Below are 22320 nucleotides of genomic sequence, written 5' to 3'. Positions count from 1 at the left end.
GAGAACAGCACGCGCTGCAAGTGAAATTAAACTAACAAACAGAAGTCCGATGCTAAAAAAAAAGTATACCCATGCCTAATCCATTTCCCCTTTCCACGTAAAAACTATACATGCAACTTGCTTGGCAAGCAGTCATAACAAATTTCTTTTATGCCAGTAGCATCCCTATTCATTTGATGTGGCTTTCAAATCTACAAAGGTTCACTTGGCAAGTTTTAATTTTCATTTTGTCTACTTTAAGTTTAGCATGCCTTACTAAAAAAAGCTTCAAAAATTTGACTTTTCCATAAAAAAATAGCCGCTTTATTATTAAAAATATTCAAAACCAAAAAACACATTACATCAATATTTACAGCATAATAACACTATGTAACTATTTATTTAAAAACAAATAACAAGGGCAGAGCGAGGGCAAACCCTCGGGGCACAGAAAGAATAAAAATCACAGGATACTGAATAAACATAAAAGCAGCCTGTTTTTATTTACTTATAAGTCCTCTTGTGTCGCCGTTTCAATTTCACAATAAACCACATCATAAATCAAAAATCGCTTTGCTACCAATCTGCCCCATAACATCATCCCTTCAATCGCAATAAAACTATTACAAGAATGAACGTTCTGTTTCTTCAATAGGGATATAGACAAAAAAAAGCGCTAACTTATCGCTAACGCATGAAATGGTTTCAAACTCGTTCACAGCCTTTTCTAGTTTTTTTCTTTGGATGTGACCCTTTTCCTCTACAAGCATGTCAACCAGCAAATCCAACAATTCGTCTTCTTTCGCCTTCTGCCTTTTCCAAGTCTCTTCATAATCCTTTATAGTTTCGCGTGCGTCTTGAATGCACTCCTCTAAGTAATAGCTCGCCATTTTTTCATCTTCATGGAAATAGTCAAACAGGTTTTCGAAAGAGTCGCCATCGTCCAACGTCAACATGTCCATTTTTGCTTGCTCTATGTCTTGTTTAGCTTCTTCGAGAGTGGTTAAAATCTTTTTATTCTCCTCAAGCGCTTCTTGTGTCATATGTTGCCCGAGCTGATTCACTTTTTAATTTTTTGTATAACTTTTTCGTATTCTAAACTATTTTTTGGGGGCGTTTTTCATCTTTTGTTCTGTCTCATTTTGTATCGTGTCCACCCCTTACACGTCAATACTACCGCGCTTGAGTTGTCCAATCAGCGCCGCTAAGTTCTTCACAACTTTGTCCGCTTGTTTGTCCAATGCCTCCACTGCCGCAGCTTTATTATCGCTCAACTGATATTGAATATCTTTAAAAACAGCTTTGGAACTTTCATAAATATTGACTGATGCTTTATTTAACACGATCACATTTTGGAATTGCGTTCCCTCAAATAATGCGGTATCAATATAGGGGCGGTATGCTTCTAGAACGTCATTCAATCCGCCACCACGTAAAGAGCGGACTGCCGTTTTAACAGATTCTAGGGCCGTCTGATAAGGTTTTAGCGAATTGATAGCCTCTGTTATTAAAATCGGGATTGCGGTATCTAAATTGGTAAAGGGAATATCAATATGTTCAAAAGTTCCCCGCGCATTTTTCAGACCTTGGATAAAGTCGTCCACCGTTTCGTCTAGTAGATTTAGCGTGCTCGAAAAGTTATCGATAACAGGGTCAAGACTTGAAAGCGTCGCTTCTCTGAATCGTTTGAAGTTGTTGTCCAGTAATTTCTGCTTTTTACCCATGCCGTCTTTTAGTGCTTTCGATTCTTTTAACGAAAAATCAGAAGTTGCGGGCGGTGCTGATGCACGTTCAATTTTTTCAGTAGCAGTTAACAGCTTATCCGCTTTCTCTAGCTCGTCGGATACATATTTGACTTGTGAACCAAAAGTAATAATTTGATTAGTCACAACATCTTTATTTTCGTCAATGATTTTATAATGGGCTTTGAGTTCTGCCACCATCCCATCATTTAAAAAATTCGTTGTCTATTCCCTGAAATAACATCGGGATAGCTCCTTTTTTCAGGGCGTTCACTTGGGTAACAATGTCATCTAATCGTGTAACGGTGTCAATGATAAGAATTGGCAACTTTATCCCAACGCCCACCATACCGTTAAAATTCCCCAAAAAGCTCAAAAGAAAGTCGGAAAACGCAGAAGAGTTTTTTATTCTATTAATGGCTTCTGTTGCTTTTGAAATGGCGGGATTGCCTGATTCGATTATATCCCTAAGAAATTCATAACCACTCATAGTTGTAAGCGCCTTTCCGAAGACTCCCTGCCCTATTAAATCGTCAAAACCATCTTTTAATTTCGTTGTTCGGTCGTCTAGCTTGTTGCCTTCGCGTTCGACGATGTCCACCGCATGATCAACATGTGATTGTGCTGTAGTAATTTGCCCCTTCATTCGCGAAACCATCGAATTTGCTAAGATTTTCATGTTTTCAGGGTTCACATCTATTTTATGCCCTTTTCCACCTGTAAGGATTGCCCCACTCCAGACACCTACAGGTAAATAGGCATCGGCATCGATTAGAACTTCCTCGCCGTCTATCTTAATAGGGTCGTCATATCCCGTGTGATTAGAAGCGATGGTGGCAAATAAAGGTATGTTGTTCTTAAGAATCACATTTTTACCAGGTAAACGTTCCGTATAACCCGCACTGCGTTCCCCTAATGTCAACGGGTCATATTCGCTCATGTAGTTTGTTATGTCGGGATTCTTATTAGAGTACTCACAATCTGGCAAAATCGCGGGGTTATATGTGACGCTCGGAACATCATTGTTAGATGCTACATAGTTGCCAAGTCCTCCGCCTAGAGAGTTGCCTCCGACATAACTAATTTTATATCTCTTACTCATTTTTTTATAGGCTTTATCTGCCGCTTTCAATTGTGCATCGGGGATATTTCCGGGCAAGGTTGCGTCTGTAACGATGTCTTTACCGCCATTTTTTTGTCCTTGCGTTCCTTGGAATATCATGCCCACTTCGTGGGTTTTGGTATTTTCTACAACCATATAATCCAGCCCAGATTTTGTGTTGTATTTTCCTTCTTTAACCTTATACACTGTGCCATTTATATCTAGCTTTCTTTTCTCTGGTGGGTCAGTGTACACCCATTTCCCGCTCATTTCTATTATATCTAAGTCCGAAGTTCTTCTTTTTGTGTCAATAGACATCGCTGTATCTCCCTTCTCTTTATTTCTGGATTTCCTCTGAATCGGTCGAATCACCGTTCGGAAGCCCTACTCGGTCGACTATAAAATTTTTGTAAACCGATATTGAGTAAGTCCCTTTCGGTAAACCAGAAATTTTTTTCAATTCCTCCCCCATATCATCCACTATGTTTTGTTCTGGAAGTCCTTTTTTATTATTAAAGTAAGTCAAAGGTATATCTATTTTATTTCTAAAATCCTCAACCTCTGTAAAAAGTTTTTGAAGCGTCGCAGGGTCAATGGCTGTATTTTCGATATATGCTTGATAAACTTTAGGAAAATCCAAAGAGGATACAGAAACAAAGAAATATTTTTGTTCATAACCAGAGGCGTGCGTCTTTTCTATTGCAATCTGGTTGATTCCATTAAAACTATATTCACTTGCTAACTGTTTTGAAACTGAATTTAATTTTTCAAATTCTTGTTTGTAAGCTTTTGCATATAATCCGCTAACGATTGCCCCTTCGACATTCCCTTCCTCAGACCAAACATTGGGCGACGGGTCTAATTCTTTTTTGCGCATATCAAATCCCACAATAACAGACGTATGAAACTGAATCGGCTTTTCTGCTTCTACCATCACAACTGCGGCACTTCTTGCAGGTACAACATTATTAACTTTTACATCTGTTTTATACTTATTTTTCATGTACGCGATCGCACGTTTCTTAATTTCAGCTTCGTTTTTTTTTCGACTATTGGTTTAGACTTGTCACCATCGACAAAAATAAACCCTTGTCCCTTATACTCCGCTACAGGTGTAGTCCCGTCATCAGCTTTCTTATCTTTCTCTTTTGAATCGTTCATAGTCGAACAACCTCCTAACAATAAAGTCAAACACACAGCCAGAAATACAACTCTTTTATATTTCATCTCCACGCCCCTTTTCTTTCTATATATAAGAAATGCCTCTTATAGTATACAATAAGAGGCACCCTTTTAAAATTAAAATCCGAAGTTTTGGGACAATTGTTGGTCTTGCTCTTCCACTGCTGTTGCCGTTTTTTGAAGTTGTTGCTCAATTTGATCCATCAAATTCGCAAACTCTGTTACTTTAGGTTTTAACTGGTTGAACTGATCGTCAAAGCGTGCGAAGGCTTGTCCTTCCCATTCGCTTCGAAGTTGTTCTTGCAATTGGGATAAGCGTTGCAACATTTGCTCGATGTCGCGTGCGCTTGTTCCGTAAGTTTTCGCACGGTCGCGCAACTCTGCGGGAGTCATTCTAATTTGTCCAGACATGAAATTCATCTCCTATATATGTATTGTTTTCTTACAATTATAATATAGCATATTTTTCTATGTGTATTTGTGACTAATTTGTGAACGTTCCACCAAAAATCTTATATTTAAGTTATTTGTTTTTAAGCTAAAAAACGGTTTCCAAAAATGGAAACCGTTTTTCCCTATTTCACTTGTCCACGTTCAAATTGCCATTTTAAAAACTCATCGGAAACCATTTTTTTTAATTCGCCGCCCGATTTCTTTATAATCGTTTGTTTCAAGATTAGCAAGTGAGATTCGAACCGACCATTCGCTACCCCCAAAGCCGCTCCCTTTTAGTAGCACTAAGCCATGTTCCAATGCAAGACGCATTAAAAAATTCGTAATGCTCGTTTCTCTTTGAAAATCTAAACCAAACTGCTCGCCAAAATGTGTTTTCATCCATTCAAGTAAATCAAATTCACAATAATACGCCGAATCATAATGGTCAAATGGCATCACAAGATCTAGTTCTTCATATAACAACTTCTGCCTGTAACGGCAAATGGACTGCGCTTTTTTCTTATAAGACTCTTCCTCATCCAACAAAGAAAAAAGGGAAAACAGAGCCATTTGAACTTGTTGTGGCGTTGAAAGACCTGCTGCATGATTAAGCGCAACTTCTCTGCTATCAGCGACAAGTCGATCGATAAACTTAAAATTTGTCGTTTCTTTTGTAATCACTTCATACCTTATTTCAAGCTCCCTAATAAACGCTTGCGGCAAATTCCTTAATTTAGCATCAAAAACGTTTTCATCAGCTAATGCAATTGTCCCAAGACGCCAACCTGTCGCCCCAAAATATTTAGAAAATGAATAAATACAAGCCGTATTAAATGGCAAAACACTAAAAACGGATTGAAATTTCGGAACAAATGTCCCGTAAACATCGTCTGTTAAAATCATCAATTCCGGATTATCGTTTTCAACAATGTCCACAAGCTTGGAAATCGTTTCTTCCTTAAGCGCCGAAGAACTCGGATTGCTTGGATTTACCATAAAAACAGCTTTAATCGAAGAGTCTCGTAATTTTTCAATTTCCCGCGAACTGAATTGATACGTGAGTCTATCATCGATTAGTTCAGGCATCGAACGAATTTGAACCACATCAAATCGGTAGCGCGATAGCTGTGGTATTTCTAAATACGGCGTGAAAGTTGGAATCATCAGTGCAATTTTGTCCCCTGGTTGAAGCAAGAAATTATTGACCAGAGAATCAAATAAGTAACAAATTCCTGCCGTGCCCCCTTCAACGGCAAAAATATCGAATGGCTTTTTAAGCCCTTCAAAAATCTCCTTTTTCAAATACGCTTTAATCGCTTTTTCCACATAATTTAAGACCCGATCTGGATTTGGATAATTATCCCCCGTAATAGCATCCACAAATTCAAATAACCAGTCGTGCTTATCTACTCCGAGAATCTGTTCCCCTTTTCTCCAAATTCCTGTAAGTAGATTCTTTCCCGGTGTTTCACTTTGCGCCTCAAGAAACACCTCAAATCGACCAAGCATTTCTATTCGAGCAGGCATCCCCGAAAGTTCTCCTTGTCGGACCCGCTCCATTTCCGAAACAGCAAACAACCCCAGTAAAAAAAAATGCCTCACGCGGTGCGGCCGCTGTCCAATTCGGGTTTCCCCTTCCCGCATTGAGCGGCACGCTATTTTTCACGGCTTTCTTTGCACTTTTTTTCTAAAAATAGCCCTAACTCAAACGGGCTAAGACTCTCCGCTTCTTTTACAGAAAACATTGATCGCTCCTCTTTCCTTTTGGACTAACGCTCAGTCACCAAAGTAAAATTGTGAACCTAATTCCTCCTCTTCAAAAAAAACTCACAATCTTTTTTCTGTCGCCATCACTTCCTCTTCATAAAAATCTGTTGAACAGACTCGAAGTAAGCGCTTTCTCTAAAAACATTATAACTGACATCGTATGTTATGTACACCAAAACCGACCACTTTTCACAAAAAAAAACTTTGTGAATTTCGTTCATACAAAAAGGCGAGCCATAAAGACTCGCCACATTCACTTAGCGTGCAATTAAGACGCTGCATTTCGCATGTTGTACCAAATAAGAAGAAACGCTTCCCATCATCATTTTTTCTACACGATTCAGCCCAGTTGCCCCACAAACGAGCAAGTCCGCGCCAAACAACTCTGGAATTTCTTCTGCAAGCATTTTCTTTGGATTTCCTCTTTCAAGAAAAGTACCCACAGATTGAAGTCCTTCCGCTTCCGCTTTTTCTTGAAAGCCGCGAAGCACCGTCTCCATTTCCTCACGAAGTTCCTCTTCCCAAGTTGTTCCCTCTACCGTAAAACTTGGAAAAGAACGCGTATCAATAACTGCCGCCATCGCAAGAGAAGCCCCAGTATCTTTTGCAAGTTTCAGCGCATCAGCAAATGCTTTTTCCGCTTGTTCAGATCCGTCTATCGCCACTAAAATTCGTTTATAACTAGCCATATCAATCTCCCCCACTCGTTCATATTTATCGTTCATTATTCTATACCTAAAAAAAAGCCCACTTAAAACGTCATAAAAAAAAGCTGACTTCATCAAAAGTCAGCTAAATAGTTAAATCGAACAGCTTCCGTCATTACAGCCCGGTCCTTGCGTTTCTTTAATTTCCGCCTTTGTTCCTCCCGCGCGCTCAAGCACACTTACAAAACTTTCAACAGGTTGCGCACCAGAAACTGCATATTTTTCATCAATCAAGAAAAATGGGACGCCCGTGACACCGTACTCAACCGCCTCTGTTTCATCGACGCGGACTTGTGCGAGATGTTCTTTCGAATGAATGATTTCCCGTACTTTCGTTTCGTCAAGTCCTGCTTTACCGGCAAGCTCTACCAAAGTCTCCTCGTCATTTAAAAAGGCCCCCTTAGTAAAGTAAGCATCCATTCCAAGCTCGACAAACTCATTTTCTTTCCCAACCGTCCTCGCATATTGAGCAATGCGATGCACAAGAAAAGTATTCGTAGGTTTCATTTGATCAAAATCATAATTCAAACCCGCCACCTTAGCCATTTCTCCAATTTGCATATTCATTTGTTTAGCTTCATCAAGTGACTTTCCGTATTTAACAGCAATTGCTTCATGGATGGATCGATCCGTTTGAACAGGAGCATCCGGATCAAGCTCAAAGCTACGAAACACTACATCAATATCTTCGCGTCCTGTTTTTTGAATCGCTTTTTCTAAATTTTTCTTGCCAATATAACAAAACGGACATACAAAATCCGACCAAACTTCAATTTTCATCATTTCTCCTCCGTTATAACTTATTTAAAGTAAGTATATAATCATTTATAACTTAAAATACGGAAAGAAACAATTTTTCTGCTTAGAAGTTTTGAATCAAAAGAATACCCGCAATCATTGCCAAAACCCCAATAATGCGGTAGCGATTAATCGGATGTTTAATCACACCAAAAAAGCCGAAGTGATCAATAATCAGCGCGATCACCATCTGCCCACAAATGGCCAAAACAACCGTCATCGCGGAGCCTAAAAGTGGCAAAAGCAAAATATTCGATGTAACAAAAACGACACCCATGATGCCTCCAGTGAATACCCAAAAAGGGATTTTCCCGACACCACGCACTTTGAAAGTGACGCGCTTTTCGATGAGCAAACAAATAAGGAATAACAAAATGGTACCCACTAAAAATGAGATGAAAGAAGCAAGAAATGGCGAACCAACTGCCATCCGTAGTTTCCCGTTAATCGAGGTTTGTATCGGCGAAAGCATTCCAGCAATAAAACCCATCAACATAAAAAGAAGCATCGTTTTTGGTGCTTGTCTCTCCACTTAGCTTCGCCTCCCTTAAAAGCGCTGCATGAGAAAAACGCCAAAAAACATCAGCGCCATTCCAAGCAGCCGTTCTAGATTTAATTCGTGCACAGGCAAGTTAAACCAACCAAACTGGTCGATCAAGATTGCCATTACCATTTGCCCGCAAACTGTCACCATCACAGTAAGCGCAGAACCAAGTCGCGGCAAAAGTAAAATATTGTTGGTTAGAAAAACAATTCCGAGTGCCCCGCCACCAAACCAAATCCACCACGGATTAGCGGCAATCGCTTCAGGAATGATCCCAAAATTGTGAAAAGTTAGCAGTGTAAGTAGCAAAAGCACCGTACTTCCAACTGCAAATGAAATAAAAGAAGCAATAAACGGCGACTGCGTGTAACCTTTTAAACGATTGTTCACAGAGGTTTGTACGGGGAGCATCATTCCCGCAAGAACCCCAGCCATTACATAGAAAATAATCAACTTCGTGTCCCTTCTTTCTGCTTTGAATACCTTTTCATTTTATCGGGCAAAAGCCTTCTTGGCAACTTAATTTTTCTTTTTTTTTAACAAAACAAGGCGCTCCAAGACAAAAAGCTCTCGCTTTCTGCCTTGAAACGCCTAACTTAAAATTTAGTTGATAATATCCTCATCACGCTTTGTGCCAGCTTCTAAGTTCTTTTTCCACATTTCTCGCTCTTCATCTGTAAGTCGCTTGTAATCAGTGATTTCTGCAACAATCTTTAGCGGAAATGCACTACGATAAGATCTTGTTGGGTTCCCAGGGAATTTTTTATCCGTCACATTTGGATCATCCTCAAAATCACCGGTTGGCTCAACTTGGTATACACGCTCCGCACCTTCTCCACGTGCTAAAGCAGCAGCAAGACCTGCTCCATCTTTTAGAGCCGTAAAATAAATATGGTCCATCACGACACTCGGTCGATAATTCGAGTGAAATCCTGGACTTAAATAATCACCAATCTGAAGATCAGCTTTTGTTCCGTGATAAAATGGAATATATTGTATGAATTAAAGGCTTGCTAATTATAATAGTGAAAGGATGATCAAATTGGAAGAATTAAAAGATTTTGATTTAAATATCACTCAAGAACAAAATGCCAGTGCAACAAATATAGAACCAAGATCAACAAGTGTAGTAAGTACAGTTATCTGGTCTATAATTGGAATAAGTAATGCTACTACTCAGTTTGGTGGAGACCCTACTTGGACAGAAAATAGTAAATGTCGATAAAACAATAAATAATAAATTATTCCAGTTACTTTTTTAAAAAACTTTAAGACCGTCTCAATTAATTATAAAAAATTAATTGAAACGGTTTTAAAGTGTAAAATACGATCATTCACTCTTATTGAAATGTTCGTATAATGATTTATCAGAAATTAATAATTCGACTATATTGTTATCATCGATTACATTAATGTCGCGTCTTTTTAAAAATGTTACAAACTGAGGTAAAAAAATTTTTTACTGAAGAATCAAAATTAAGATTATAAATTTTATCCTTACTACAGATTTGTAAATAAAACATATCAAAACTAAAATCAAAAGGCGAGAACCTTTGCTTAGTTTTGTAAACAATTTTTGCTGAAATAATATCTGAATACTCAATTTTTACGGTAGCTCGATTGTTGCTTAATAATTGTAAAAGTTTAGGAAAATCCTTTTTTTGAAAAAATTTTTGATACGTATACCATCATTTTCTATTATCCAATAATCATTAAAAGTTGTTGGAAATACGACGAGTATACCGATAATAAAAATAAGTAAAAACAAACCAAAATGGTTGATAACCGAAGCCCGTGAATAGAAGGCTAATAAATAGCCATGTAACTATAAACAAAAATCCTTTTTTTAGATTGTATTTACTTCCAACGAGGTAAGGCTTTTTTGAAAAAAAGGGCTACCTTGGACTAGCTCGTCTAATGAAATTCCATATAAATCTGAAAGAGCCAACAAATTATCAATTGATGGAACAGATGATCCATTTTCCCATTTGGAAACAGCTTGTGTGGAAATAAATAGTTTCTGTGCGATCTTTTCTTGGGTAAAACCATTCCTATTTCTTAAAGTTTTTAAAATATCTTGTAATAGCATTTTTGATCCCTTCCTTTCTTTTTTCACTATCAGAGTACTATTTCTATCTATTTTAATCAAACAACTACTGGTTGATAAAGCAAAAATAAGGAGATTGGAAGCTTTTTTAGTAATTATTCAGTATTTAAGATGCTAGATATCACTTCAGAAACAATTAGCGTAGAAATTATATGAGAGATACATACATTTCTAAATCAGTCAGAATATTAGGTTTAGACTATCCTTTCCTATATGCCCCACAGAATCTAATTTTTTGAATGCCAAAGTGAATGCCATTCATTTGATTTTTGTTGAAATGCGATGATAAAAAGAGGTGTTCAATTATCCTGATTCTCTTGCTATGACAGTTTTTGAAAGTCTTTGACATTCAGATAATCTAATGGACCGTTTTCTTGTGTAAGATCTGTCATGACTCTTCTCCTTACAATCAGTTTTTCTTTTTAAGTTTTTCTTGCTTGTTTTTATAATCCTTTTTCATTATAGTCATTTTTCCGTAAAATTTCACGTTTTTACTAATCTTGAAAGTTTGAAAAAGAAACACCCAAGAAGTAAGCTAGCACAAACCAAAGACGCCTGATTACTCAGGCGTCTAAAGTCATGGCATTTATTGCCACGATAATCGTACTTAGCGACATCAAAATCGCACCAACAGCTGGACTCAAAAGAATGCCAATCGGCGCTAAGATGCCGACTGCTAGTGGAATAGCTAAAATATTATAACCAGCTCCCCACCAGAGGTTTTGAATCATCTTACTGTGTGTTCGTTTAGCTAAACGAACAAATTTCAAAATATCTTGCAAATTGCTATTTGTTAAAACGACTTCAGCCGAATCAATAGCAATATCTGTTCCTGCGCCAATAGCCATGCCGATAGAAGCTCTTGCTAAAGCTGGCGCGTCATTGATTCCGTCTCCAACCATCATTACTTTCTTGCCCTCATCTGTATAACGTTTAACAATTTTTTCCTTATCATCTGGCAACAATTCACTATAGAACTCTTTAATACCTAGATAATGAGCCACCGCTTCCGCAGCACTCTTATTATCTCCTGTTAGCATCACTGGTTCGATGCCTACATCACGCAAGCTTTTAATAAAGTTTTGAGCTTGATCTTTCAAAGTGTCACCCATTGCAAAAAACGCTATGAGTTCGTCATCAATCAATAGAAACGAAATCGTATTTCCTTGTGCTTGGTATTCTTTCAATTTTTCTCGGTCAAAGTTTAACTGACGCCGTTCAACTTCTTTTTGATTAGCTAAAATAACTTGGCGTCCTTCTATGAAACCTTCTACCCCAATACCTTTCAGCGTAGAAACATCTTGAGCTTGATAAGCTTCAATTTGTTCAGCTTTCAAATAATTCATCACTCCAACCGCTAAAGGATGGTTGGTTTGGGATTCTAAGGCACCAATATATTTCAGTGCTTCTTCTTTATTCATATCAGACAAAGATTCGATACCAGTCACTGTGAATTTACCTTCTGTTAAAGTCCCCGTTTTATCAAGAAAAACATAATCTAGTTGATTTCCTTGCTCTAAAGCTTGGCGACTTTTTAGGAGCAAGCCATTTTTAGCCGCAATGGAAGTTGAGCGAGCAATAACAAGCGGAATAGCCAGTCCTAGTGCGTGAGGACAAGCAATAACAAAAACCGTTACCATTCGGTCCAAAGCTTGTGGCAGATCCGCCGCAATGAGCCAAATAACGAAAGCCAAAATACCCGCGACTAGTGCCACATAAAACAGCCACTTTGCTACTTTATCAGAAACCGACTCTAATTTAGATTTTTCTTGTTGAGCTTGTTTAACCATCGTCATAACCTTGGCCAAGTAACCATCTTCACCCGTTCCGGTTACTTTTAACTGAATGGTTCCGTCGCCATTAACAGAACCCCCGATGACCGTTTCACCGACGTTTTTCTGAACGCCTTTCGATTCTCCAGTCACAGCCGATTCATCCACGATAGTCGAACCATTCGTAATTACTCCATCTGTTGGCATTTTATCTCCTGCACGAACGAGTAAAATATCTCCATGACGAACTTCTTGCAACTTCACTTTCTTTGTAGAACCATCTGCTTCGATTTTATTAACCTCATCCGGTAATAATTCAGCTAGCTTTTTCAAAGCATTGCCAGCATTAGAAATGGCATTCATTTCTACCCAGTGACCCAAAAGCATGATTACAATCAATGTTGCAAGCTCCCAGAAAAAGTCCATCACATGATCATTAGGATTTACTTTGTTGGCGATAAATGAGTATAAACTATAAACATATGCAACCGAGATCCCCATTGCGATCAAAGTCATCATCGCTGGACTTTTCATTTTCAGTTCCATTTTAGCGCCACTTAAGAAGGATTGCCCTCCATAAACGAAAAGTATCGTTGCTAAAATCAAGACCACCCAATCAGAACCCGGGAAAGTGAATTGGAAAGGCAACTGCATCCCCATCATTGGTGAAAAAACAATGATGGGGATAGCTAAAATAAGCGAAATCCAAAATTTTTGTTTAAAATTCCCCATATGCATCGAATGATCCATTCCCCCACTATCCATATCGTGCTGATCGCCGCCATGTCCCTTTCCAGAATGGTTCATCTTGTGTTGATCGTACCCTGAATGATCCATTTCCATGGTTTCTTCCTTTTCTATTTCTTGTTTCATTACAAACTCCTCCTACATTTTTTGCTGATCCAAACTGAATGAATGTAATAAAAATTGCTGTACTATAAAATCCGTCGTGCCCAGTCCAATAAGTGTTTCAGAAGTTTTTTTCTTGCTCAGAGTAGACTAGTAAAAAGATTACTATCTACCGAGATACGATTGACCCGCCAACTTATCATTCATCAAAACTCGCTTTTTTCGCTAATCTACAAAATAACCTGTGTTTTATTTATGGTGACGACTACATCCATATCGTTTGTTCAAGAGTATCTATTATCTCTTGTACAGTTGTCATTTCTTGCGATCAAATCACACGCATAACTTCCCATTATGAAGCACTAACCTTAATTGGCGTAATTGTCATTGAGTCCGTCTCTATCGTCTACATTTGTAAACTATAATTAAAGTCTACAACTGTAGACGTTATTTGTCAACAAGTTATGCCTAAAAGATGAGTAATCTTTTTTGAAAAATTATTTCCTTGTTTAGCGCAAAAGCTTTTTAGTGGCGAAAGGCCTTTTATTCCCTCGCATATAGAGCCTTTCCCCTTTTTCTAGATTTTGTAATCCTTCCTTTAAATTTGCTTACTTTTATTCTTTTGAGTAAATGTCAAAAGTTCACAAACAAGTCATATAAAAGGCTTTTCCTAGCACTCCAATTTCAACTTTTCTATTTAATTCCACATCTCACTTGCACTGATAATTCTACTATTACTCGAAAAAATAAACACTGTAATAATCAACAATTATTTTAAGATTCATTATCCACGATCAAGCCACTTGTAAAGTGCGCTCGAAATCCCATTAACTAAATCGTATCTTATTGATCCTGTTACTGTTCCAATTACTAGAATGGGAATTAGGGAATATAATAAGTTCCTGCTATCGTATCAGCACATGTCAAATGATGATAGCTTAAGTTTCTAATCCATAAAAAAGACCAAAAAGCAATAAGTCCTTTTTGGTCTTTTTTTATTTTTTCTTCTACCTTCTCTGTAGATAAGGCTTCGTGTTTACCTTAATATTCATTTGTTTCGCAGTGCAGGGAAATCATTAGTTGATAAATAAGTCTCGCTTTTTATAACAAAGAAACTATAGTTCCTTTTTAATCAATAAAAGTTTTTCTAAACTTATTTTAATTTCTCCTATCTTACAGCTCACTTTCAGCACTCTTTTTATTTGTCCATTCAAGTGCCTTTGCATTTTTATGCTCAATTTTTTCGATATTATCCCAATCTCCTGCATCGCTAAATGAATTTTCAATACCATTTATCAACCAAGATTTCTTTTGTTGGTCATACTTAAACGTTATTTTACAAACGCCATTAAATTGTAACTTAGGCGAATACCCCTCAACAATAGTATCCATTTGCCCATCCATTTGAATATCGGCATCAAGTGTTAGAATCCAATCGTCTAGCTTTTTATCTATCTCTAGACTATCCTTATTCACTTGAATTCCTTTATAGAGTATTCTTATTTTAGAAATATACTCTTTTATGCTTTCTGAATCACTACCCTTATACGAATCCGTAAAGTGAACCAGTTTGTTCCTGTCCATTCCCGTTCCCCAAAATTGTTGATATTCTATCATGCTTTGATCAGCTAATTGTGAAATCTCTTTTTGAAACTTTTTATCTTTTGACATTATATCATCTACATTAAGATTTAAATTCTTATTCTCATGATAAATAGATTGTTCATTCAAAGACACAATAGGAACATCTATCGTATCTGAAACAGAAGCCTTGATATTATAAGTTCCTGGCATTAAAGGGCCATAAAGGTCTTTCTTTTTATTATATGAAATGGTCTCGCCAAAAGTAGTTAGGCTGACTTGTTTGGCATCTGTTGTCACTGTAAAATACATGGGTTTTACTGTTAAAACATATTTTGGGAAAAATAAAAATGATTTCCCTTTTTCTGTTATCTGATAGTCAGCATCTTCATTTTGCTCATTTTCACTACTTTTTTTTCACTTGTTCTAAGAACTGTTTTTTATCTGCCTGATTATGATTCATATACGTAATAAATGCTTTTGTACCTTGTTTATCAATTTTAAGAGTACTTTCCTTTGCCAGTAGTAATGGCTGTAATTTTGTTGCATTTTTCTCATTCAAAGCGTTTTCAAGTTTTTTATAAAAATTTGTTTTTGAATGAGTCACTCCACCAATAATAAAAAAAAAGTGCGACAAAAAGAATTAATAAAAATCCTCCTATAACATACCCTTTTTTCTTCAAAAGATTGCCTCCTTAAAAGAAAAGAGTGCGCTAGCACCCTTTTCTTCTTTTTGTAACTCAAAATACTTTCTTAGTAAAAATTCCCAAGCAATGCTTTGATCGTTTGCTCATTCTCCTCTTCTTTCGGATCTATTTTCCATTTTCCGTCTTCTTTCACTAATTTAAGCTTCAACTCTGCTCGACTACTTTTCAAATCTACTTGGTTAAGGATGTCTTTGAATTTAGAAAATGCATATTGATTAGCTTTTTCCGAATCATAATCATCTGTACTTTCTAAATATGCTTTAGAATACTCCCTGAACAGTTCACTAAGTTCATCATTCTTTAGCCCCTCATCAATATCTACTGCTAATTCCGCATTATCTCCAACCTGTTCTTCTGTTTCGATAGTAATCTTGCTACGTTTCCCTTGTGCCTTAATAAACAGATCCAAAGCTGTTTTATAACCTTCATCATTCAGATCAGTGTTATAAAACAAGCCATCTTCATTTACATCTTTGTATATTTTACTGATTTCTTCTTGTGTTTGTCCCTTTTGATTAGCCACAAACTTATCATAATTCACATTATCTTTTCCTAAAAATAGAACATCGATAAAAGCCTGTCCTGCTTTTTCAGCATCATTAAGAGCGCTTTTTGACTTTTTTAAACTTATCCTTATCAATAGCTACTTGTACGTCTTGATCTTCTCCATCAGAGGTCATAGTAGAAAACGATAATTCATACTCTTTCTTAGGATCAATATTAAAGATAACATCTCCAGACATACTTTTGCCCGCGCTAAGTGTTCCATAATCAAAAGGACTTAAATCTAGTTCTGAACTATAGACATTTTCTGCCTTAATTTTTTTCGTCCTTTCCTTTTTCATATAATGAAAAAATTTTCACTCGTGGTATATATTTTTTTTCTTTCCTTTATTTTTCACTTGAACATTTAGCACTAAAGTATCTTGACCTTCTTCTGACACTTTTGGTAAAACCGCATATTCCCCTTTTTTCACTTTGAGTTCAGCTGAAGCATTTGAACTTTTAGCTTTATTAGTCTTGGTTCCTCCAGAATCGTTTTGACCACAACCTACAAGTAACAAAACTCCCAACACAACTAACCAACCTGTCCACTTTTTCATAAATTCTCTCCTTTTTGAGTTGATATAATTGTATATTAGCATGCTTATTACTCAAAGTATGTAGACATTTTGTGAACAATTAGTACTTTTATTCGCAAAAAGATCTATAATGCATCCTTTGTTCACAATCAGAAACGACTTCTTTCTTTATTAATTTTGTATGATCAAAATACTAATTAACCATCTTCCCCATGGTTATTATGTTTTAAAATCGGTTGCTTTCTTTTATACTTCTCCATGCATAAAGCTAATTGAGCTTCACCACAGCGTAGCACATACAAATGAAACAAAGTGCTATAATTGTTGCAATTTCAGTTTTTAAGTTTATTGGATTTTTCATCTAGTAGTAATAGTGATAATAAAAACGAAAACTTGAATCTCAAATAGCACGAAGAGTATTTTAGCGTAAAAGCTAAAGAGATTCTTGAAGAAAAAGAAATATGGATAAAAAAGGCAAGAAAACCAGCAAAACCCATCTCAAGGTTTTCCGTTCGATTGACTTAAATTTAATTTTCTCTTGTTTCTTTTGTCAATGAGGTATTCCATAATTATAAATTGTGTGAGCTATCTCAAAAGACACTTGAAATTTCAATTCTTTCAATACTATTAAAAAGTCTAGAATTTATAAATTCTAGACTCCCTGATCTATGTTATCTCTTGAACTCCTGTATTGTTTGATCATATTGTTCAAAGCCTCATCAATATCAAACTTAGAATTTTCCTTAGTGCTCCATTTATCCCAAAAAGGAATAGTAGCACTTTTTGGTTTTTCCCAAGGCTCATCTAAGATAATTTTAGACGGTAACATTATAGCATCTCCGATAACCATACATTGTCCAATTTCTAAGTTAGGAAGATTTTCTATTAAACCCACCATTGAATCGGTTAATAAAGATGCAACTGCTGTTTTATCTCTATCATTTGAAATACGAAGACTTATAAGGTTATTACATTGAGAAACTATAGTCGTATTAAGCTCAGAAGGGCGCTGAGAAACCATCAATAAACCTACACCATATTTTCTCCCTTCTTTTGCGATACGTTCAAAAACATTTAAAGATTTAATCGTAACACTAGGAAGATTTATTGTATTATGAGGCATGTAAATATGTGCTTCATCACAAACAAATAATACAGGATGCCGATTTTCTTCTTTATCAGGAGTCGTCCAAAACTGTATGTCATAGATAATACGAGTAATCACTCCTATAATTATAGGTAGTATATCAGCTGGAACTTCAGAAACATCAATAATTTTAATTCTTTCATCCTTAAAATTGAGTATTGTACTAATAAATTTATTTAAATACTTAAAATCTAAGGTATCCTCTTCATTAAAAACAAAATGATATTTTTTATCATCAACTTTCGTTTGTAATCGACTAATAAGGTTTGTTAGTTTTCCATAATGATGCCCTTGCTTACTTGTTGGTCTTCCTTTTGCTGTCTCACCTTCAATCATTTCAACATCCTTTCCCTTCAAGTAATTCAATAAATTTATAGCACTAAAAGGAATAGGAGTATCTGCAGTTACAACATTCTTATTAAATAAATTTGCAAGGTTTTCCTTTATATATTCTTTTTTCTTCTCTAAAATATGTTCAACTACTACCGCCCTTTGATTACTACTTGTACCAGATGCTGATTCAATAAACAGTGAATGTATTTCTTCATATTTAAAAAACCATAATGGCATTTTTAACTGGTTACAGCCACCACCAATTTTAATTTGCTTTGCATAACTCAATTCGTTGTATTCTCCATGCAAATCAAAAACGATTACATTTGAATAATTTAATTCATTTATTTTTTCTAGGATCCTAGCAGTTGTATAGGACTTCCCACTTCCAGTACTTCCCACAATAGCTGCATGCCGTTGAAAAAAATTTGTTTCCGTCCAATATTGCGTCAACATCCATCTTATTAGCAAATGAACCTATTTTAAATGGCTTGTCATTAGATTTGGAATCAGAGAGAGAATTCATTATAATAGACAGTGCTTCATTTTCAGCAAGATAAACGCTGCTATTTATCTCTGGATAAGTATCCACAGAACGTGTGAAGCTGTTTTTTTTGACTCTTTCCAACTCCCACTTTATAAGTTCCGACCAATACTATTGATGCAATGTTTTCGCTAGATAATTCATCCATTTCACTTTCATCATCTAATTCAATGACTTTTTTTGATATTTTTGTTATCATTCCTATTAATTTTTGATTGAAATTTACTCCTTCGAAAATAACCAAATCATGTATCTTTAATTTATTTATTTGGCTTTCGTCTTCTATATGTACTAGTACTTTTCGTGTATCTACGTTATAAACTGTACCGATACTAACCTTTATATACTCATTGATGTTACTTTTTTTTAGTATCCATAAAAAACTCCTTTATAAAAAAAATTTCTGCAAACGTTTCAATGCTCCACAATTTTTCATACGTAATATATCTTTCCCTATTATGTATAATGATATTATTCCCATTTTCATCACTACACAACACTGTTATATTCCTATTATCAAGCGCCTGTTGAATTTTCTCATCTTTTACAGACTTAGAGATAATTAAAAATGTTTTTTTTTATCGAAATAATCACTTGTCACAACATCAAAATGTGGATCATTAAATCCATATCCAAAGAATAATAATGAAGCATCTAGCTCCTCTTCTAAAGATTGTGTAAATCCATCTCTGTGATTGACATATTGAATATTACTGAATCCCTCTTCATATTTAGCACCACCTGGAGCTATTATTTCTATGTTCTCTATGTCTTCTAGCAACCTTTTATTGTCATGAATCTGAAAAATTTGTTCGTTACTCCGTATCCAATTTATAGATCCATGTGGTTTGAATAGGCGTATATATCTATTTGGCGGTCTTTTCATCCTATAGTATGCTCTAGGATTTTTTAATAAGTCAGACTTAAAGGCTCCAACAGCTCCACCCAAGTAACCATTTATGACTTGTATTTCTAGTGAATCACACAGAATTTCTATTACCCGATCATAATTAGGCGTCATTATATCTACAATAGGACGGTTAACATCTACAGAATTACTCAAATAACTAATTAATTTTTTAAGCCCGCAGTTTGAAGTATAAATTTTTTTGTTCATTTTTTATTTCATGCCTTAGGATAGTACCAGCTATGTTTTTTCTTATATCTTTTAAAATTATATCTTCTTTCTTTAATGAACTTAGCCCACGTTCCAATCCTTTTTCTTTGATTTCAGGATATATTTTTTTAAATGTTTCATCATTTCGTAATTCTTTATTTAATTCGTTTGCGAGATCATCCATACTTGGATAGTCAAATGTTATTGATGACCCTGAACCTATGATTAACTTTGGTAGATTAGGTTTAGACAAATAATCAATTTTAATGGATTCAATTATTTTATTTAATGTACTTTCGTCTATATAGTCTTCCAAGTAATTATCCCCTCTCTCAAAATCTGTCTCAACTTCTATCCTACATCCAAATTAAGATACGCTTTATTTTAATCAATTAAATACACATTAAATTTCCGAGGTTTGCCATCCACTACAACTTCAGTTACCTCGTTTTCCCAAAAGGGCAAAATGTCTTCTTCAAAAATTTCAGTCACCATCTCTTTTGATTGGGGATCTTCCTTTAAGAATTGTGAATAATCTTCAATTATAAAGCAAATACATTGTTCATTGATCCAGCTCAAATCAGTCATCCAATCTATGAATGAATCCCATCCGTTACTATCTGGTAATTTAAATTTATCAGCCATAATTGAGAAAAATTCCTCTTTGGTCTTAATATCTTCACCCTCAATAGTAACATTAAAGCATGCGCTTTTTTTTTCTTTCTTCTTTTATTTTTTAAAAGTCCAGATTTACTTATATGGAAAATTTTGTTCTTTAACATTTTATTTTTCCTCCTTACTTAACTTTTACAAAATTTTTATAGTGATCATCTGTGTAATATATCGAACCATCACTACCTTTGACAAATCGTTCTGAATCCCTGTTACTATCAGGTAATTTATCATTAACATCAAATTCTTTATACTTTATTTTTTCTCCGTTCTTATCTATGCTAGGTAGCTTTTCGTCACCATTCCTATAGGTTTTTCCCGCTTTCGTTCCTGCAGTTTGCCCTTCTACATTTCCTTTCCACCCATTTTTATCGTATTTACGATATGAATCTTCCACATTTTTAGGTAAGTCACTAATTTTTTTTTGAATATATAGCTTTACTAGTTTTTTTCGACACTCTTTTCTGCATCTTTCACTTTGTCTGCTTTTTTATTGATCTTATTGAGGTCTTCCATGCCTTCAGAAACAAATTTAAACCCTTTGCCCCCATACTTTCCTACTTTAGCAAGTGGAATGATAAATAATAAAGAAAGTAGTCGATCACCACCTGATAGCTTTCCTCCAGTTATCGGGTCTTTCCCAGTAACAACTCTAGCACCGTCTCCAATTGGTGTAAAGAGATCGGCAATTTCTTTAAACATTTTCACAGGATCAAAATCTTTAGCTTTCTCTTTCATTGATTCCGCTTTCTCTAATATTTTCCCTAATCCACCATCTTTTCCTGCCCACTTATCATGCTTTAAGGTGAATTGAATATCTTCCTGTGTAAGCGTACGGCCATCTTTTGACCACGCCCAAACATACGTCCCATCTCCTAAATCTATTCGTGTATGGGTTCGTCCCGTTGTATCTGGCTCTTCTTGTTCCTCTTTTTTCTTTTGAAAATTTCGAATCGTAGTTACCCACGCTAGTTTTTCCTGACTGGGTACCATAAATGTCCCTGTTGTTGGGTTCCAAGCTGTCTTCGTTTGCGCAATCCCTTGATCAATGGCCTGCTTCAAGCTCGCAATTTCTGAAAAAATACTCGGTGAACTCGCATGGAAAGCCCGTAACTTTCTAAGTTTGTCTTCCAGTTCTTCCTTATTGGTTTGATAAGAATTGATCAAAGCTTGATTGAGATTGAGTTGCGTTCGCTGATTCGTTTCGGATAATTGAGATTGTGTGATTTTTGTTTGAAGCGCATTGGCTTGATTAATAAGTTCGTTTGCTTGCCGTATTTGTTCTTCCAGCTCAGATTCCTTTAAGTCTCCACTATCGACTTCACTTTGATAACGCTCTGGAAATTTCTTGACCGCTTCTTCTGTCGCTTCTGTTAATAAAATGCCTCCTTGAACTAAAGGATAAAGGACGGCACTATAATAGGCTTTAGCCGAATCATAGGCCTTTCCTTTTAAAAAAAGGCTCTAAGGTAAACTGACTAATTGCTTTTTGAAGCGCTTGGTACCCTTTTATGTGTTTCTGGCAAACTTGACTCGTACTGGTCGCTTGGGCTTTCGACTTTGACACATACATATCAATGCTCATGCTTTCTCCTCCCGTTCGTCTAGGCTGGCTTTTCTTTTTCTATAGGCGACTTCATTGGCTTGGTCTTCCAAATTTCTTTTTTCTTGTTGTAAGGCTTCTTCCATCTCTTCAAAATGCTCTTGCGTCGATCGTGAAAGAGAGAAAACCCGTTCTTGCATTTGTTCGCGCAAAAAAGCCCGATCATTTTTCCGAAACTGCCAACTCACCTCTTCCACAAATCGGAGTCCTTGTCGAAAATGGTTCTCGTAAGCCTCTTGAAGTTGCTGAACAGCACGCCTTTTTTTGTTGATTTTCGTCCACTTTCCCCATTAAACGCCGTTCTTCTTGCTGCCACTCGGTCCACGTCTTCATGGTGTTGGGCCTCCAATTGATGAAAGGCTGGCTCCTATCTCCGCATCTTTCGATGCAAAGGCCTCCGCGACGCTTTGCAAGTCCGTACTTGCCGTCGTTAAAGCATTCGCAATCTGGGAAACCGCTTCGCCTTCTGCTTGAATCGCCGTGTGTGCTTGTGTATTCCCTCCAACCGTTGTTTCTTCATCCTTCGTAACGGTTGTTCCTTGCCCCTGAA

27 protein-coding genes and 2 pseudogenes are annotated in these 22320 nt (G+C 36.2%); 1 reads left to right on the top strand and 28 read right to left on the bottom strand.

From position 1 onward, the window contains the following. Positions 1-602 precede the first annotated feature (602 nt). From MAQA_RS03435 to arr, 11 genes and pseudogenes are all read right to left on the bottom strand, one after another. Positions 603-1022 carry a hypothetical protein gene (locus MAQA_RS03435; RefSeq protein ID WP_149023297.1) on the bottom strand — a complete coding sequence of 140 codons (420 nt, stop codon included), beginning with the start codon at positions 1020-1022 and terminating at the stop codon, positions 603-605. A gap of 117 nt (positions 1023-1139) precedes the next feature. Continuing rightward, positions 1140-3141: pseudogene (locus MAQA_RS16550) on the bottom strand (SA1320 family protein). A gap of 19 nt (positions 3142-3160) precedes the next feature. Continuing rightward, on the bottom strand, positions 3161-3826 hold the full coding sequence (locus tag MAQA_RS03425) for a DUF1672 family protein (RefSeq protein ID WP_338151609.1): 666 nt from the start codon (positions 3824-3826) through the stop codon (positions 3161-3163). Then, on the bottom strand, positions 3823-3984 hold the full coding sequence (locus MAQA_RS16345) for a hypothetical protein (RefSeq protein ID WP_338151608.1): 162 nt from the start codon (positions 3982-3984) through the stop codon (positions 3823-3825). The genes MAQA_RS03425 and MAQA_RS16345 overlap by 4 nt, the downstream gene beginning before the upstream one ends. A gap of 138 nt (positions 3985-4122) precedes the next feature. Then, a complete protein-coding gene (locus tag MAQA_RS03420) occupies positions 4123-4416 on the bottom strand; it encodes a WXG100 family type VII secretion target (RefSeq protein ID WP_036071444.1) in 294 nt (97 codons plus the stop codon). Positions 4417-4620: 204 nt separating this feature from the next. Further along, on the bottom strand, positions 4621-6084 hold the full coding sequence (gene aspD, locus MAQA_RS03415) for an aspartate 4-decarboxylase (protein WP_206537519.1): 1464 nt from the start codon (positions 6082-6084) through the stop codon (positions 4621-4623). Positions 6085-6464: 380 nt separating this feature from the next. Continuing rightward, on the bottom strand, positions 6465-6932 hold the full coding sequence (locus MAQA_RS03410) for a universal stress protein (protein ID WP_241463060.1): 468 nt from the start codon (positions 6930-6932) through the stop codon (positions 6465-6467). A gap of 75 nt (positions 6933-7007) precedes the next feature. Next, complete coding sequence (locus MAQA_RS03405; protein WP_036071439.1) at positions 7008-7694, bottom strand: DsbA family oxidoreductase; 687 nt, start codon at positions 7692-7694, stop codon at positions 7008-7010. Between the two features lie 82 nt (positions 7695-7776). Then, the gene (locus MAQA_RS03400; protein WP_420911923.1) at positions 7777-8220 is read right to left on the bottom strand and encodes a DMT family transporter; all 444 of its coding nucleotides are present in this window, start codon (positions 8218-8220) and stop codon (positions 7777-7779) included. 39 nt (positions 8221-8259) lie between these two features. Continuing rightward, positions 8260-8691 (bottom strand): DMT family transporter, encoded by a 432-nt coding sequence (locus MAQA_RS03395; protein ID WP_420911922.1) that lies wholly within the window; start codon positions 8689-8691, stop codon positions 8260-8262. A 168-nt stretch (positions 8692-8859) separates the two neighbouring features. Beyond that, entirely contained in the window at positions 8860-9246 is a 387-nt protein-coding gene (arr, locus tag MAQA_RS03390) for an NAD(+)--rifampin ADP-ribosyltransferase (protein WP_277619932.1), read from the bottom strand. 52 nt (positions 9247-9298) lie between these two features. Between arr and MAQA_RS03385 the strand changes: the two genes are divergently transcribed. Further along, the gene (locus MAQA_RS03385; RefSeq protein WP_036071431.1) at positions 9299-9481 is read left to right on the top strand and encodes a hypothetical protein; all 183 of its coding nucleotides are present in this window, start codon (positions 9299-9301) and stop codon (positions 9479-9481) included. Between the two features lie 621 nt (positions 9482-10102). Here the strand turns inward: MAQA_RS03385 and MAQA_RS14835 are convergent. From MAQA_RS14835 to MAQA_RS03310, 17 genes and pseudogenes are all read right to left on the bottom strand, one after another. After that, a complete protein-coding gene (locus tag MAQA_RS14835) occupies positions 10103-10345 on the bottom strand; it encodes a helix-turn-helix domain-containing protein (RefSeq protein ID WP_206537518.1) in 243 nt (80 codons plus the stop codon). Between the two features lie 581 nt (positions 10346-10926). Then, complete coding sequence (locus MAQA_RS03375) at positions 10927-12972, bottom strand: heavy metal translocating P-type ATPase (protein ID WP_206537520.1); 2046 nt, start codon at positions 12970-12972, stop codon at positions 10927-10929. A 1185-nt stretch (positions 12973-14157) separates the two neighbouring features. Further along, positions 14158-14877, bottom strand: coding sequence for a hypothetical protein (locus MAQA_RS03370; RefSeq protein WP_036071425.1), 720 nt, complete (start codon positions 14875-14877; stop codon positions 14158-14160). 94 nt (positions 14878-14971) lie between these two features. Further along, entirely contained in the window at positions 14972-15172 is a 201-nt protein-coding gene (locus tag MAQA_RS03365) for a TcaA second domain-containing protein (RefSeq protein WP_149023296.1), read from the bottom strand. Between the two features lie 146 nt (positions 15173-15318). Further along, positions 15319-15912, bottom strand: a complete 594-nt coding sequence (locus tag MAQA_RS03360) for a DUF5105 domain-containing protein (RefSeq protein WP_036071419.1) — start codon at positions 15910-15912, stop codon at positions 15319-15321. After that, positions 15872-16117, bottom strand: a complete 246-nt coding sequence (locus tag MAQA_RS03355) for a DUF4352 domain-containing protein (protein WP_036071417.1) — start codon at positions 16115-16117, stop codon at positions 15872-15874. Before MAQA_RS03355 ends, MAQA_RS03360 begins: the two co-directional genes overlap by 41 nt. Before the next feature lie 15 nt (positions 16118-16132). Next, complete coding sequence (locus MAQA_RS03350) at positions 16133-16375, bottom strand: hypothetical protein (RefSeq protein WP_036071413.1); 243 nt, start codon at positions 16373-16375, stop codon at positions 16133-16135. 631 nt (positions 16376-17006) lie between these two features. Next, on the bottom strand, positions 17007-18290 hold the full coding sequence (locus MAQA_RS03345; RefSeq protein ID WP_277619931.1) for an ATP-binding protein: 1284 nt from the start codon (positions 18288-18290) through the stop codon (positions 17007-17009). A 110-nt stretch (positions 18291-18400) separates the two neighbouring features. Then, positions 18401-18622, bottom strand: coding sequence for a hypothetical protein (locus MAQA_RS14830; RefSeq protein WP_206537516.1), 222 nt, complete (start codon positions 18620-18622; stop codon positions 18401-18403). A 318-nt stretch (positions 18623-18940) separates the two neighbouring features. Beyond that, positions 18941-19495, bottom strand: coding sequence for an SIR2 family protein (locus MAQA_RS03340; protein WP_036071411.1), 555 nt, complete (start codon positions 19493-19495; stop codon positions 18941-18943). Beyond that, positions 19458-19811: a hypothetical protein gene (locus tag MAQA_RS03335; protein WP_036071408.1), complete on the bottom strand. Its 354-nt coding sequence runs from the start codon at positions 19809-19811 to the stop codon at positions 19458-19460. Before MAQA_RS03335 ends, MAQA_RS03340 begins: the two co-directional genes overlap by 38 nt. 68 nt (positions 19812-19879) lie before the next feature. Beyond that, on the bottom strand, positions 19880-20185 hold the full coding sequence (locus MAQA_RS03330; RefSeq protein ID WP_077913542.1) for a barstar family protein: 306 nt from the start codon (positions 20183-20185) through the stop codon (positions 19880-19882). A 106-nt stretch (positions 20186-20291) separates the two neighbouring features. Then, positions 20292-20585: a ribonuclease domain-containing protein gene (locus MAQA_RS03325; protein WP_420911921.1), complete on the bottom strand. Its 294-nt coding sequence runs from the start codon at positions 20583-20585 to the stop codon at positions 20292-20294. Between the two features lie 23 nt (positions 20586-20608). Continuing rightward, positions 20609-20869, bottom strand: a complete 261-nt coding sequence (locus MAQA_RS15240) for a pre-toxin TG domain-containing protein (RefSeq protein WP_241463069.1) — start codon at positions 20867-20869, stop codon at positions 20609-20611. Positions 20870-21241: 372 nt separating this feature from the next. Continuing rightward, positions 21242-21562, bottom strand: a pseudogene (locus MAQA_RS15235) (T7SS effector LXG polymorphic toxin); the annotation flags it as partial. A gap of 186 nt (positions 21563-21748) precedes the next feature. Then, on the bottom strand, positions 21749-22042 hold the full coding sequence (locus MAQA_RS03315; protein WP_241463068.1) for a DUF3958 family protein: 294 nt from the start codon (positions 22040-22042) through the stop codon (positions 21749-21751). 57 nt (positions 22043-22099) lie between these two features. Continuing rightward, positions 22100-22320, bottom strand: a 221-nt coding sequence (locus MAQA_RS03310) for a TIGR04197 family type VII secretion effector (protein WP_036071401.1), incomplete at its 5' end; no start/stop codon positions are given.

Origin of the sequence: Listeria aquatica FSL S10-1188 (genome assembly GCF_000525795.1) — a bacterium.
Taxonomy (GTDB): domain Bacteria; phylum Bacillota; class Bacilli; order Lactobacillales; family Listeriaceae; genus Listeria; species Listeria aquatica.
Note: the sequence above shows the minus strand (reverse complement) of the source record. Positions and strands in the feature narration are given on the sequence as shown.